Genomic DNA, 14,308 nt, shown 5'->3' on the forward strand with positions numbered 1-14,308 from the left:
GTTCTTCACACGGCTCTCCTTGCCGGCTCGGCCTGCTCACGCTCGGCCTGCTCACGCTCGGCCTGCTCCTGCTCGGCCTGCTTCTGCTCGCCGTGCTCCCCACGGCGAGACGTCTTTCGCGGCGGACGGCGGGTCGTCTTCCGCGGCAGATAGACCAGCGCCTCGGTCGCCACGAAGCGCAGGACGAACGTCGTCACCAGGGCGAGCGCGGTCGCGGACAGCGCCCCCATCCCGAACCGGGCGACGAACAGGGCGATCAGCGGGATGCGCAGCACCAGATCGGCGTTGGCGAGCACCGCGAACCGGCCCAGGCGGTCCCACCCCCGGCGGTGCCTGCGCCGCTCGCGGAAGCACAGGTGCTCGATAAGGAGGAAGTTCCAGAGGACCCCGAGCTGGTTGGCGAGGATCTCGGCGGGGACGTAGTGCATGCCGGCCGAGGTGAGGGCGTGCAGGGCGGCCAGGTTCGGCAGGAACCCGGTGACGCCGATCAGTCCGAAGACCAGCATGCGGGCCACGGGCGAGGCGGTGCGCAATCCGACGAGGTGGCGCAGGAAGCGGAAGCCCTCCCGCGCGGTGGACTTGGACTCGCCGGCGTACCGGTCCTGGAAGACGAACGGCACCTCGGTGACCTTGCGCGGGCGGCTGCGCACGGCGAGTTCGAGGAGGATCTTGTAGCCGAGCGGCTGGAGGACGTCGGCGGTGACCGCGCTGCGGCGGATCGCGAAGAAGCCGCTCATCGGGTCGCTGATGCCGTGCAGCCGGCGCGGGAAGAGGGACTTGGTGAGCCAGGTCGCTCCCCGGGACACGGCCACGCGGTAGCTGCCCGCGAGCCCGGCCCGGCTGCCGCCCGCGATGTACCGGGAGGCGACCACCAGATCCGCCGACGCCCGCTCCCCGGTCGCCACCAACTCCGGTACCAGTGACGGCGGGTGCTGCAGGTCGCCGTCCATGACGACGATCCAGTCGCAGCCGGCCGCCCTGATGCCCTCGACCACCGCGCCGCCGAGTCCGCCGGCCGGTTCGTCGCGGTGCAGCACGGTCACCGGGAACGGGCAGTCCTGCGCGGCCCGGTCGATCACCGCGGGGGTGTCGTCGGTGGAGTCGTCCACGAAGACGACCTCGCAGGGCAGCCGTCCGGGGACGGAGTCCGTGATGCGGTGCAGCAACTCCCGTACGTTGGCGGACTCGTTGTAGGTCGGTACGACGATGGTGACGGCGCCGGGCTCGGGGACCTCGGCGCCGCGTACGGCCGGGTCGCCGAGGTGCCCGGGGGCGGTGGACTCATGGCTTCCGCCGGTCATCGGCCACCTCCGGTCGTCTCGGTGCCGTGGGCGCGGTCGTTCTCCGCCTCGCCGGAGCCGCGGACACGTTCGTCCTCCGCCTCGCCGGTCCCGCGCGCGCGGTCGTCGCCGCCGGTCTCGATCCTGCGGATCTCGATCCGGTCCTCGCCGGTGCCGAAGGTGGCGACCGGTGTCGAGTTCTCCATCGCGCGCCGGACGTTGGGCAGGTCGGCCGCGTCGCGCCGGACGGTCGGGGAGGCGACCACGTAGTCGAGGTCGCGCCAGCCGCGCGGCATCGTCCTGGTCACCGCCGGGTCGAGGTCGGCCTTGTAGAACCAGATGACGCCGAGGCCGGGCTCGTACCCCTCGTGGACGAGGTCGAGCCAGAGCGCGTCGTCCACGAGGACTCGGGTGCCGCCGGGATCCTCGACCTCGCGTCCGAGCCACGCGGCGGCCTTCTGGTAGGGCGCGTTGGCGTTGAACGTCATCGCGGTGCGGTTGCCGTCGTACCAGCGGGGGGCCACGTACGCCGTCGCCAGGGCGGCCAGGGCGACGGCGACCGTGCAGCGCGCCCAGACGAGGGGACGCGGCTCCGTCGCGCCGCGGCCTCGGCGCAGGACGCCGTGGGCGACGCTCGCCGTGCCGCCCGCGAGGACGAGGGCCAGGAAGGGCAGGGCCTGCAGGACGTACATCGCGGGCAGATAGCCGGGGCGCAGGGCCATGCCGGCGAGGATCGCGACGGCGAGCGCGGGTCCGGCCAGGGCGCGCGCGGTCACCGACCAGCGCCAGGTGACCAGGAGCAGCAGCGCGCCGGCGAGTCCGCCGAGGGGCAGGACCCGGTCGTAGTACAGCCAGGACCGCAGGACGCCGTGACTGCCCGTGCCCTCGGTGAGGATGAAGCCGGAGCCGGGGCGGCTCATCTGGTAGACGATGCCGTCCCACAGCGAGACATGGCCGGCGCCGGGGAACAACTCGCCCTTGAGCAGGGCGAACAGCGGGTACGAGGCGCCGATCAGGACGCAGGCGGTGATGGCGCCGGTGAGGGCGAACTTCCGGGTGTCGCGATGGCTGTGCCGCCACATGGTGAGCAGCACGGCGGGCAGGACCAGGAGCATCGTCTCCTTGGTGAGGACGGCCGCGGCGGCGGCCAGCCCCGCACCGAAGTGGTGCCAGAGGTGACGGCTCGGTGAGGCGGCGAGGCAGAACGCCAGCAGCGTCCACATCACCGCGATGTTGTCGAGGAAGATCTCCCGCTGGAGCACCACGGACAGCGGGGACAGCCCGAAGAGGACCATGCCGAGCCCGGCGGCCCAGCGGGGCAGCGAGAGGCGGCGGCCGAGGACGTAGACGAGGACCGCGCTGGCGGCGCTGATCAGCAGCATCACCCCGCGCATCGAGCCGACGGTCATCGACTCGGGGGCGAGCTGGGCGGGGATCCAGGTCAGGACGGCGAGCTGGATCCAGCCGAGCGGCGGGTGGTCGTACCAGTAGGTGTAGTGGGCGAGGCCCCTGCCCTCCTGCACGGCCCAGGCCTGCGCGAGGTAGGTGCCCTCGTCGTCGCTGAGGGCGGGGTAGTCGGCGATGTTCCACCCCTGCACGATCATGATCGCGACGAGGAGGAGTCCGCAGAGGATGAGGTCGGGGCGCGAGTCGCGCAGCCGTTTCGGGGCGGGCGGAGTGGCGACGGACGCGGCCGTTCGACCGGTCGAACCGGTGGCGGGCGCAGCTGTCCGCTGCGCGGGGACCTTGACCTCGGTCTCGGTCGCCGCGGGAAGTATGGAGGTCACGCAGGAACGTCCTCTCGGTCCACGTGCGCGAGATGTGCGCCGACGTGACTGGTCAACTCCCAGTCGGTGCGGCCGCGTTGCTCACGCCACACCGCGCGTACGGCGGCGAGGGCGAGGAGCAGCTGGTAGAAGGGGCCGCCCACGATCAGCTTGACGTAGTGGGTGAAGCGGACGCGCAGGCCGTACTGGCGGCCGAAGTCGTGCAGTCCGACGACCTCGAACACGAAGGTGACGAGGGCGGTGACGGCCGGCAGGAAGGTGATGAAGGCGACGCCGACGGGAACGTCGAGGAAGAGCGCGACGGCCACGTTGAGCGGGATGATCACCCCGGAGACGGCCTGGAGGTACGGCGTCATCAGCGTGTAGCGGGCCAGCAACCGCTGCCGGAAGCCGGGCAGTTGCTTCCAGTCCCGCTTCCGGTAGACCTGGAGGAAACCCTGGTTCCAGCGGGTGCGCTGCTTCATCAGCGACACCAGGCTGCCGGGGGTCTCCTCCCGGGTCACCATGTCGCTGTCGTAGGCGACGACGACCTTCTTGCCGACGCTCGACAGCCGTACGCCCAGGTCGCAGTCCTCGGCGAGACAGTCGGGGTCCCAGCCGCCGGCTTCCCGCAGGACCGCGGTCCGGACGAAGACGGTGTTGCCGCCGAGCGGGATGAACCCTTTCTGCGCGTGCAGATGCAGCCGGGACCGGAACCAGAAGAAGTACTCCAGGCAGTTGCGCAGGCTGTACCAGCTGGAGTGGAAGTTGATGAGCTGCACCCCGCCCTGCACGACGTCGGCGCCCGTGGTGCGGAAGGCGTGGTCGACGTGGGAGAGCAGTTCGGGATGGACCTGGTCCTCGGCGTCGAAGACTCCGACGACGTCGCCGCGGCAGTGCGGCAGGGCCGTGTTCATGGCCCTGGGCTTGTTCTTCCTCTCGTGGTGGTCGACGACCACGCGGACCCGGGGGTCGCGGCCCTCGGCCGCCCGGGCCACCGCGGTGGTCTCCGGGTCGTCGTGTCCGACGATCACGATGATCTCGAAGTCGTCGTGGCTCGATTCGAGCAGTCGTTGGATGGTGTGGTCCAGCACGGCCTGTTCATGGCGTGCCGGCAGCAGCAGGGAGAACGAGACATGTTCGTCGCCGTCCGGTCTGCTGAACCGGGTGGAGGCGAGCACTTCGGGCGTACGCCACGCGTGCATCTGCCACCAGAGAGTGAAAGCCGCCATCCAGAACAAGGCAAGCGAGACGACGGCTATAAGGACAGACGTCAGCAAGAGAGATCCCCCCGGATCTGAAAACCCCCTGCCACGAAGGGAGTTATCCCTCCGCGACACTGTGAGGAGACTAGGGGGAAACTGTGAACCCGGGGAGCCCTTCAGGATAAAAACGTGTTTCCGTTCGAGGGAACATGTAGTCGGATGTGTCCGCACAACTACCCGTTTCCCGGTAGTTGTTCGATCTCGCCCCGGTCTCCGACCGGCGGGTTTCAGCCGGTCGGGGCCGCTCCGAGGACCTCCCGCAACCGGTCCGCGTCGGTCGTGGGGGCGTCACAGGTGAAATGACGGCAGACATATGCCGCCGGTTCACCCCCGACGAGCGGACGGTCGGCCAGCAGCGGCAGCTCGTCGCCGTCCGGCACCCCGACGGCGACCACCGCACCCGGCGCCGTCCCCAGCAGCGCCGCCCGGTGCAGTTCCCGCCTCGCCGGATGCCCCTGCGGCCCCACCACCGCGATCTCACGCGGCCCGTCGAGCAGCGCCTCCGCGGTCGCCAGACCCCACCCGATGAACCTCGGAGCCCGCGGCCCCAGCGCCTTCACCACACCCAACGCCCGCTCGGCGGCCCTGCGGTGGGGCTCCGAGCCGGTGTGCGCCGCATAGCCCAGCAGCGCCCCGGCCGCCGCGCTCCACCCGGACGGCGTGGCGTTGTCGGTCGGGTCCTGCGGCCGGCGGATCAGCTTCTCCGCGTCACTGGCGGTGTCGTAGAGCGCCCCCGACTCCTCGTCGACGAAGCGCGCGAGCACATGGTCGAGCAGGAACCCCGCGAACTCCAGCCACACCCCCTCCCCCGTGACCGACGCGAGCGCCAGGAACCCCTCCGCGACGTCCGCGTAGTCCTCCAGCACGCCCGCGTTGGCCCCCGCCTGCCCGTCCTTGCTGGTCCGCGTGAGGCGCGCCCGCTCGTCCAGGTGCAGACGCACGAGGAGGTCGGCGGCGGTGATCGCGGCGTCCACCAGGTCGGGGCGGTCGAAGTAGGCGCCGGTCTCGGCGAGCGCGGCGACGGCGAGCCCGTTCCAGGCGGCGACCACCTTGTCGTCCCGGCCGGGTGCGGGGCGCCGCGACCGTGCCGCGAGCAGCCGCTCCCGCACCGACTCGATCCTCTCGGCATCGAACACGCCCTCGTGCTGCGGGAGTTGCAGCACGGACGCGCCCTCCTCGAAGGTGCCCTCCTGGGTGACCCCGAAGTACTGCGCGGCGAGCGCCGCGTCCTCCTCGCCGAGCACCTCGGTCAGCTGCTCGGGCGTCCAGACGTAGTAGGCGCCCTCGACATGCTTCCCGGAACCGGTGCCGTCGTCGCTGTCGGCGTCCAGCGCCGAGGCGAACCCGCCCTCGTTCGTCCTGAGTTCCCGGACCATGAAGTCGGCCGTCTCCAGCGCGACACGCCGGGCCAGTTCGGAGCCGGTGGCCCGCCAGAGGTGGGCGTAGACGCGGCAGAGCAGGGCGTTGTCGTACAGCATCTTCTCGAAGTGGGGTACCAAAGGCCCATCGGCGTGCGCCAGGAGTACGTAACGGTGAAAGCCACCTCCGACCTGGTCGTAAAGGCTCGACCGCGCCATCGCACCGCACAACCCCTCGGCCATTTCCCGCGCCGCCACGGAACCCGTTCGCGCGTGGTGGCGCAACAGGAATTCGACCACCATCGACGGGGGGAACTTGGTGCTCCCCTTGAACCAGCCACTGGTGGAGTCGACGTCACGAGTCAACTGAAGCAGCGCCTGGGCCTGGGTCTCCCCGGTGGGCAATCCGTCAGACCCGGCGCCCAGCGCCCGCTCGGCAAGATCCCGCGTGATCTTCACCGCCACTTCCGCAACCTCTTGGCGCCGACTCGACCACGCGTGATGGACGCCTTCGAGCACCTGGCGGAAGGACGGCATCCCCTGACGAGGCCCGGGCGGGAAGTATGTGCCGAAGTAGAACGGTTCCGCGGCCGGCGTCATGAACACCGACATGGGCCAGCCACCCTGGCCGGTCGCAGCCTGCACGGCCTCCATATAGACAGCGTCCACATCGGGACGCTCCTCACGGTCGACCTTGACGCTGACGAAGTGCTCGTTCAGATACGCGGCGGTGCCCTTGTCCTCGAAGGACTCCTTGGCCATGACATGACACCAGTGGCAAGCGCTGTATCCCACGCTCAGGAAGACGGGAACATCGCGCCGCCGCGCCTCCTCGAAGGCCGCGGGCTCCCACGGACGCCAATCGACGGGGTTGTCCGCGTGCTGGAGGAGGTACGGGGATGTGGCATGCGCGAGTCGGTTGGGCATGACCCCATCCTTACGCACTCCGCGACCCCCGACCCACCTGCCACGAGGAGGGCTCACAACCGAGCCCTGCCCAGAGCCGCGATCGGCGGACTGCGGCTCAGCCGGCTCAGCCCTGTCCGGTCAGGGCACGACCGTCCACGCCGGATCACTCGCAAAGAGAGCGTTGCGACATGTTCGTACACGAGGTCGCGAACCATCACACCCAGGAGTTGGCGGCGTGGCTCGGCACCCGCGACGACTGGTCCAGGGTGTGAAACCGTTCCTGCACGATCTCGTGGAGAGCTACCGCGCGTTCTCCCCCGACGGCAGCACCCCGGACACCGAGCAGGTGCGCGTTCACACGCACGTCATCCTCACCCCCACGGAGTGAGAGGCCCCCGATGCACCCCGAGCCTCTGTGCCTTCGTGCGCGACTTGGTTGGGCACTCGTGAAGGTCAGCCTGCGCCTGGCAGCGGTACCCAGGCCCCCCGCTCAGCACCCTCGCCGCAGCCGCCACCGCCGACCGGCAGATACTCGGGCACAGCCAGTCCATCAGCGGCGCCACGTGCTGCCGCTATCAGATCCAGTCGAACTCAAGCCGCTCAAGAATGGGCGTGTGATCCCCCTGTCGGGCCGCCGGCCCGACCGTGATGCCCTTCTCCCCGAGAGCGCACTGCAACAGCCTGCGCCTATGCGCCGTGTCCGCCACCTCCCACGCTTCCCGCAGCTTCTCGATGTGCAAGAGCGGAGCGAGATCAGCTCCGGTGTCCAGAGCCTCCAAAGCGGCGGTCATGCTCTCGATGAAGGTACGTTGGCCGTCGCTCAGTACGTCGAAGCGATCTTCGTCCATCTTCCCGTAGACGTAGAAGTCCTCTTCGAGCTTCTTCACACGCACATGAGCAGCCTCAAGCGCCCGCTGCGTCTCTTCCTTCTGTGCCTGCCTCTCCGGATCTGCGAAGGCGAGCCACCGCCGTGCCATCGCGACGACGACCGGGGCATCGGGCGCAAGGGCCGTGACGTGGTTGATCCACGCTTGCCCGACCGCGTGGTCGATGCGGTCCGCGAGGGTCACGACACCTTCACAAACCGACTGACCACGTGTCTGCCGAACCTCGCACCGGTAACGTCCCCCGCGATGGCTCATCGGGCCACCGCACCGCTCCAATTTCCCCGTGCCGTTCTTGTCCCGCATCCGGCCGCACCGGTAGCTCCCCGTCCCCAGATATTTTGCTGCCGGCTTCCCCTTCGCCCAGCGTTCATCGGTCCGCCCGGCAATGAGCGCCTTGATCTTGAACCACTCGTCCGGGGCGACCACACCCGTGCCACACATGACGATCTCGCCCTGCTGATCACGCAGAGGCTCGCCGTACCCCTCCCAGCTGTCCAGAAAGTTACCGGCTTCGTCCGTCCTGCGCCGCCGGACCGGGACCATGCCCGCGAAGAGCGGGGACTGAGCGAGCTTGCTCACCGCGGTGGGCGACCATGTGGCTCCGCTCCGGGTCCGATGCCCTTCCTCATTGAGCCTGTGCGCCGCGTCCTTCGTCGTTTTCATGTCGAGCATCAGGTCCGCGAGTCTGCGAGCCGTGGGGTACTCATCCGGGTGAGGTTCGACCTTGCCGCTTCCCGGCTCACTACGGAGGCCGAAAGGTGGCCTGCCCGTTCCACGTCGGCCTTCCGCCTTGTGCGAGTCATGGCCGCTCTTGACCCGCTTCGCGATGTCCTTCGCTTCCTCCCTGGCTCGTTCGCTCAGGATGGCGAACACAATGCGTCCGCCCTGCGATGAGTCCAGCCCTTCGGAAACCGACACGAGCCTCGCTCGGCGACGGTCGAACTCGTCCAGCATGCGACCCACTGCCCCCATGCCACGTCGGTCGAAACGGTCGGCCTTCCACACGCAGAGCGTCTTGACCTTGCCCTCCATGACCGCCTGCGTGGCGCTCTCGAACTCCTGCCGACGTACATAGGTCTTCGACGCCGAAAGCTGTTCGAACCAGACGCGTCGGATCTGGAGCCCACTCGCCTGCGCCCAGCGCACCATGTCTCGCAAGTGCCCTCGGAGAGTGGTCAGATCCTCCGTCTTGTTGCTGCGTCGCAGGTAGATGTCCATGAGTCCGGCCGGCTCGGCCGTCGCAGGCATGTCCAGTCCCAGACTGACCAGTTCATCTGGGCTGAGCCCCAACCCGACCAGTGTCGTGTGATCCTCGCGCACCGCAACCCCTTCCACTTTCAGGGGAGATGCTACGGAATCAATGGATCTTAGATACCCATTTTCCCAAAGTGCGGCACAATCCCCTGACCGTCGGCCGACCAGCGGGCGGAGCCTCCGACCCGCTGATTCACGCCCTCTCGATTAGTCGCGCCGCGCGCCCCACACTGGCCGGAGGCATGCCGTTTCGGCGAAGGGGGACGTTGTGATGCGGGACAGCCACCGGGGGGAGGCCGAAGGGCTGCTGGTGCGGGCGGTCGAGGAGGAGGTCCGCAGGTCGGGCGGCCGTACCGACGGGGTGGTGCTGCTGAGCCGGGCCCGCGCCGCGCTGGACACGATGGCGCGCAACGCGGCGGAGGAGTACGAGACGTACACCCGTGCGCTGGACGAGTCGCAGGCCGGCCGTCTCACCTTCCGCCAGCGCTACGCGAAGGAGGGCGCCGGCACTCCCCTGCTGGTCGCGGGCGTCGCCGCCGGCACGGCGGTGGTGGCCGACCTCTCCTTCGGCGTCGACGCCGGCACCGCGGTGAGCACCGGACTGATCGTCGGCGTCGCGAGCGCCGTGGCCACCGTGCTGAAGGTGACCGCCTCCCATGTTCCCGCGGCGCACCACCGCGCGGGTGCCCTCGGCCAGCCCGGCGGCCCCGAGCAGCTGCGGCTGCAGTGGCTCACGGCGCTGGAGGTGCGCGGGATACGGCCGTTCCTGGACCAGCAGCGCGTGCTCGCGGCGTCCACGCCGAAGAAGAAGGCCCCTCAGCTGCGGGGCGCCGACAAGAGCGCGGCGGCGCGGCGGCGCAATGTGCTGGAGCAGTCGTTCCTGCAGATCCCGGAGGCGGACGAGAGGTTCGCGGGGCGGCGTACGGAGATGGGCAGGATCCGCCAGTGGGTGCAGGCGGCCCGCGCCGAGACCGAGACGCGGCCCACGGTCGTCGTGCTGCACGGCGCGCCCGGCTCCGGCCGTACCGCCCTCGCCGTGCGCGCGACGCACGAGCTGCGGGACTACTTCCGGGGCGCCTGCGTGGTCGATCTGCGCGCCGACAGCCCGGAGGAGACCCCGCTGTCCACCCGGGACGCGCTGATGCATCTGCTGAATCGTCTCGGCGCCCCCCGCGACCAGCTCCTCTTCCGTGAGCGCACCTCCCAGGACCAGCAGGTCAAGCGGCTCAGTGAGCTGTACCACCAGCATCTGACGGCCGTGCCGGTGACGATCGTCCTGGACGACGCCTCCGACCCCGAGCAGGTCCGCGCCCTCGTCCCCGAGCGCTCCGACAGTCTCGTGCTGGTCACCGCCCGCTCCGCGCTCGACCTGCCCGCCGACCTGCCCGCCTGGGTCCACCAGCTGCCCGTCGAGGCGCTCGACGCCGCCGGTACGCAGGACCTGCTCGGCATGGCGGCGCAGGACGCGTCGGCGCTGCGGGCGGGGGCGGCGGGCACCGGGGCGTCGGCGGACCCGGCCGCGGCCGCGGGCGCGCCGGCGGCGTCCGCCTCGTACGACACGGCGTCCGTCGCCCGTATCCGGCACCTGTGCGGCGGCCTGCCCCTGGCCCTGCGCGTCGCCGGTTCGTCGCTGGGCCCGCGTACGCCGGAGCGGCTGGCCACGGACCTCGGCGCGTACGGCCCGGTCGAGCCGGTGGAGCGCGCCCTGTGGCTGCGCTACACCGACCAGTCGGACCCTTCCCGGCGGTTGCTGCGCCGTCTGGCGCTGGCCGGCCGTGCCTCCCTGGGCGCGGCGGCGGCCGCGTCCCTGCTGGCCACCGACGAGACGGAGGCGACCCGTCACCTCACCGCGCTGGCCCGCGCGGGCCTGATCGACCACGTCCACGGCAACCGCTACCGCCTGCACGACCTGGTCCGCGCCTTCGCGCACGCCCGCCTCCTCGACGAGGAGGAGCCGAGCGAGCGCACGGCCGCGCAGGAGCGCCTGATCGTGACCTACGCCGACCTCGCCGATTCCGTGCTGCGGCTGGTCGACGGCAACATGTCGACCCGCTCGGACCGCTTCGGCCAGCACGGTTTCGTCTCGCTGGACGAGGCGCTGCGCTGGCTGGACGACGAGACCAGCTTCATCACCTCCACGCTGCGGCACGCGGAGGGTGTGAACCAGGCGGCGGTCCTCAGTCTGCTCGGCGCGCTGTGCGACTACTGCCTGCTGCGCGGCGACCTCTACCGCCTGGGTGAGCTGAGCGAGCTGGCCCAGTCGGTGGACCAGGGCCTGCTGACCCGCTCGGTCCAGTGGCGTACGGGTATCGCGGCCCGTCAGCTGGGCGAGCTGGACAAGGCCCGGACGACGCTCGCGTCGGTCGTCGGTCTGTACCGGGAGACCAACCACGACGCGGGGGCCGCCCGTGCCCTGTGCTCGCTGGGCATCACCCTGCACCACCAGGGCAATCTGACCGAGGCGGCGGAGAAGCTGCTGGAGGCGCTGCAGCTCCAGTCGGCCCCGCAGCTGGCGGCGGACCGGGCGTGGACGATGCACGCCCTGGCGGCGGTGGAACGGGACCGCTCGCATCTGGCGGACTCCCTGGACCTGCTGACCCGCGCGCTGGTCGTCCACCGCGAGCAGGAGTCCCTGCACGGCGAGGGCTGGGCGTACTTCCAGCTGGGCCAACTGCTGCTGCGCATGGGCGAGGTGGCGCGCGCGGAGGATGAACTGCGCACCGCCCTGGACCTGTTCGGCCGTACCCGTGACACCCGGGGCCAGGCATGGTCGCTGACCCAGCTCGCCCGCGCGCGTCTCGTCGCCGGTGATCCGTCGGCCGCCGTCGACGGTCTGCGCCAGGCCCTCTCGCGCCACCGGGACAACGAGGACGCCCGCGGCGAGGCGTGGAGCGGCTACTACCTCGGCCAGGCCCTGGAGGAGACCGGCAACCTCGACCAGGCGGTCCGCGAACTGGAACGCTCGCGCACGATGTTCTCCCGGATGCGGGACGTCTACGGCCTGGCCTGCGCGCGGCACCATTCGGCCCGGGTGACCCGCGACCAGCGGGCGGTGCAGACGGGCTCGCTGCGCAACTCCGGCTTCGCCCGCCAGCTCCTCGTCGACGCCCGCGCGGACTTCCAGCGCATCGGCGTCGCGCACGGCGAGGCGTGGACCTGTCTGGAGCTGGCGGTGGTGGACGCGGGCAACGCCCGTACGCCCCAGGCGCTGGACCTCTGCGAGGAGGCGATCCGTCTGTTCACCTCGTACGGCGACCGCCGCGGCGAGGACTGGGCCCGCTTCCTCAAGTGCACCCTGCTGCCGTACGCGGCGCCCGGCGGCGTCGAGATCGGCACCGCGGTCGCCCAGGAGGACCTGGCCCATCTGTCGCGTACCGACCACCCGCTGCGTGACGAGAAACTCACCGAGTACATCGAGGCGTACGCGCTGCTGCTGGAGCGGGGGGTGAACCTGGAGAGCGGCTGGCGTGCCTGGACCCTCGGCATGGTCCCGAACCGGCACGCGCGGGAGGTGATGGGGGTGCCGGTGACGGGCGGGCACGGCTGAGCGACGGACCCGCCCGGGCGATCACCGCGGCGACGCCCCGTGTCCCCGCGGCGACGCCCCGTGCCGCTCGGAGGACGCCGTGTGCCTCCGCGACACCCGGGCGGTGTCACGGAGTCACGCCGTCGGCCGGTGGCCCGGCGGTCAGCCCTTGGCCGGGGTCGTCCTGCCGCTCGCCTCCGTCGCCGTCTCCTCGACGGAGGCGTCCGGGCCGGGCGACTCCTTGAAGTCGACCTTGCCCATGTGCTTGTTCATGGACTTCATCAGGCCCCAGACGGCCAGAGCCATCACCGCGAAGACGATGAAGCCGAGGACGCCGGGGGTGACCTTGTCCTTGTCCAGCTCCTTGGCGAGGGGAACGAGGTGTGTGACTGCCAGGCTTACGCTCATGCCTGGCATTGTCCCCCAGGGCTAGCGGATGCCCGCAAAGAGGTCGTCCTCGGGGAGCGAGGTGTCCACGAGGGACTTCGCCAGCTCGTACTCCTCGGTGGGCCAGACCTCCTTCTGGATCTCCATCGGCACCCGGAACCAGCCCCCGTCGGGGTCGATCTGCGTGGCGTGGGCGATGAGGGCCTTGTCACGGATCTCGAAGAAGTCGGCGCAGGGCACGTGCGTGGTCAGGGTGCGGTCCTTGTGCTCGGACTCGTCCCAGCGCTTGAGCCAGTCGCCGTAGGGGGACTCCATGCCGCGGGCCACGAGGGCGTTGTGCAGCGCCTCGGTGCGGGGGCGGTTGAAGCCCTGGTTGTAGTACAGCTTCTGCGGCCGGTGGGCCGGGCCGTACTCGCCCTCGGGGTACTTCTCGGTGTCCGTGGCGCCCTCGAAGGCCACCATCGAGATCTTGTGGGTCATGATGTGGTCGGGGTGCGGGTAGCCGCCGTTCTCGTCGTAGGTGGTGATCACCTGGGGACGGAACGCGCGGATCTTCCTGACCAGCTCGCCGGCCGCCTTGTCGACGTCCTCCAGGGCGAAGCAGCCGTCGGGGAGGGGCGGCAGGGGGTCGCCCTCCGGGAGGCCGGAGTCGACGAAGCCGAGCCACTCCTGTCCCACGCCGAGGATCTCCCGGGCCTCGTCCATCTCCTTCTTGCGTACCTCGTGAATGTGCTCCTCGATGTACTTGTCGCCCTGCAGCTTCGGATTGAGGATGGAACCGCGCTCCCCGCCCGTGCAGGTCACGACCAGCACGTCCACCCCCTCGGACACATACTTCGCCATGGTGGCCGCACCCTTGCTCGACTCGTCGTCGGGGTGTGCGTGCACGGCCATCAGTCGCAGCTGGTCAGTCAAGACTCATTCCCTCGTCACTCGGCGCCCGGCCTGAACTTCGGTGACTCGGCCCGGCGCGATCCGGTGAGTCCATACTGCCGTCCCGCTCGGACACCCGGTGCGGGGCGGCCGTCAGGCGCTGGGCGGGGGGCTTCTATAGTGACGGCATCGGGGGGCGGGATATTCCCGGTCCGACACGTGGACGCCCCTGCCGGGCGGCACGCTCCCGGCCCCTTTCCGAGAGGACGACCATGACGACGGCGAGCACGCGGCTCCCCGAGGGCCGCTACGGCCGCTCCGCGGACGAGCGCGCCGACCGCAGGCTCAAGGTCATCGGCGGCTTCCTGGGCGCCGCCCTGCTCGTGCTCATCGGCTGGTTCGCCTACCACTACGTGGCCGGCAACAGGATCAGCGTGGAGATCTACACCTTCGATACCTCCGCGCGCGCGGTGAAGGTGCACCTCAGGGGCGACAAGGACGCCGGGGTCGACGGCTACTGCACCGTGCGTTCGCAGGCCGAGGACGGCTCCGAGGTCGGCCGCGCCGACTTCCGCTTCGGTGCCGACGTCACGGAGATCGACACGACCGTGACGCTGAAGACGACCTCGCGCGGCACCACGGCCGAACTCCTGGGCTGCCACGCGGGCTGAACCCCGCCGCGTCCCGGGCCCCGGTCCGCCCCGCCTCTCCGAATCGGCGCGGTGACCTGCGCCGACGTAACGCTTGTGGTTTATGTCCTCCCCCTTCGGCCATCCAATTGTTAGGCTCGTGGTTTCGCCCAC

At 70.4% G+C, this 14,308-nt stretch carries 10 protein-coding genes; 3 read left to right on the forward strand and 7 right to left on the reverse strand.

Annotated elements, in window-relative coordinates:
* Positions 1 to 5: 5 nt before the first annotated feature.
* From PYR72_RS18530 to PYR72_RS18545, 4 genes are all read right to left on the reverse strand, one after another.
* On the reverse strand, positions 6 to 1,301 hold the full coding sequence (locus PYR72_RS18530) for a glycosyltransferase family 2 protein (protein ID WP_275456370.1): 1,296 nt from the start codon (positions 1,299 to 1,301) through the stop codon (positions 6 to 8).
* Positions 1,298 to 3,067 (reverse strand): phospholipid carrier-dependent glycosyltransferase, encoded by a 1,770-nt coding sequence (locus PYR72_RS18535; RefSeq protein WP_275456371.1) that lies wholly within the window; start codon positions 3,065 to 3,067, stop codon positions 1,298 to 1,300. The genes PYR72_RS18530 and PYR72_RS18535 overlap by 4 nt, the downstream gene beginning before the upstream one ends.
* Positions 3,064 to 4,326: a glycosyltransferase gene (locus tag PYR72_RS18540; RefSeq protein WP_275456372.1), complete on the reverse strand. Its 1,263-nt coding sequence runs from the start codon at positions 4,324 to 4,326 to the stop codon at positions 3,064 to 3,066. Before PYR72_RS18540 ends, PYR72_RS18535 begins: the two co-directional genes overlap by 4 nt.
* A gap of 212 nt (positions 4,327 to 4,538) precedes the next feature.
* A complete protein-coding gene (locus PYR72_RS18545) occupies positions 4,539 to 6,596 on the reverse strand; it encodes a thioredoxin domain-containing protein (RefSeq protein WP_275456373.1) in 2,058 nt (685 codons plus the stop codon).
* 217 nt (positions 6,597 to 6,813) lie between these two features.
* Between PYR72_RS18545 and PYR72_RS18550 the strand changes: the two genes are divergently transcribed.
* The gene (locus tag PYR72_RS18550; protein ID WP_275456374.1) at positions 6,814 to 6,966 is read left to right on the forward strand and encodes a hypothetical protein; all 153 of its coding nucleotides are present in this window, start codon (positions 6,814 to 6,816) and stop codon (positions 6,964 to 6,966) included.
* A gap of 187 nt (positions 6,967 to 7,153) precedes the next feature.
* Here the strand turns inward: PYR72_RS18550 and PYR72_RS18555 are convergent, their stop codons facing one another.
* Positions 7,154 to 8,785, reverse strand: a complete 1,632-nt coding sequence (locus PYR72_RS18555) for a recombinase family protein (protein WP_275456375.1) — start codon at positions 8,783 to 8,785, stop codon at positions 7,154 to 7,156.
* Positions 8,786 to 8,990: 205 nt separating this feature from the next.
* On the opposite strand from PYR72_RS18555, the gene PYR72_RS18560 reads away from it, so the two are divergent.
* Positions 8,991 to 12,266, forward strand: a complete 3,276-nt coding sequence (locus PYR72_RS18560) for a tetratricopeptide repeat protein (RefSeq protein WP_275456376.1) — start codon at positions 8,991 to 8,993, stop codon at positions 12,264 to 12,266.
* Between the two features lie 141 nt (positions 12,267 to 12,407).
* Here the strand turns inward: PYR72_RS18560 and PYR72_RS18565 are convergent, their stop codons facing one another.
* Both PYR72_RS18565 and mca read right to left on the reverse strand, forming a co-directional pair.
* Positions 12,408 to 12,653 (reverse strand): hypothetical protein, encoded by a 246-nt coding sequence (locus PYR72_RS18565; RefSeq protein WP_275456377.1) that lies wholly within the window; start codon positions 12,651 to 12,653, stop codon positions 12,408 to 12,410.
* Between the two features lie 21 nt (positions 12,654 to 12,674).
* A complete protein-coding gene (gene mca / locus PYR72_RS18570; protein WP_013001178.1) occupies positions 12,675 to 13,526 on the reverse strand; it encodes a mycothiol conjugate amidase Mca in 852 nt (283 codons plus the stop codon).
* A 251-nt stretch (positions 13,527 to 13,777) separates the two neighbouring features.
* On the opposite strand from mca, the gene PYR72_RS18575 reads away from it, so the two are divergent.
* The gene (locus PYR72_RS18575; protein WP_275456378.1) at positions 13,778 to 14,176 is read left to right on the forward strand and encodes a DUF4307 domain-containing protein; all 399 of its coding nucleotides are present in this window, start codon (positions 13,778 to 13,780) and stop codon (positions 14,174 to 14,176) included.
* Positions 14,177 to 14,308 lie beyond the last annotated feature (132 nt).

Origin of the sequence: Streptomyces sp. VNUA24 (assembly GCF_029167005.1) — a bacterium.
Taxonomy (GTDB): domain Bacteria; phylum Actinomycetota; class Actinomycetes; order Streptomycetales; family Streptomycetaceae; genus Streptomyces; species Streptomyces scabiei.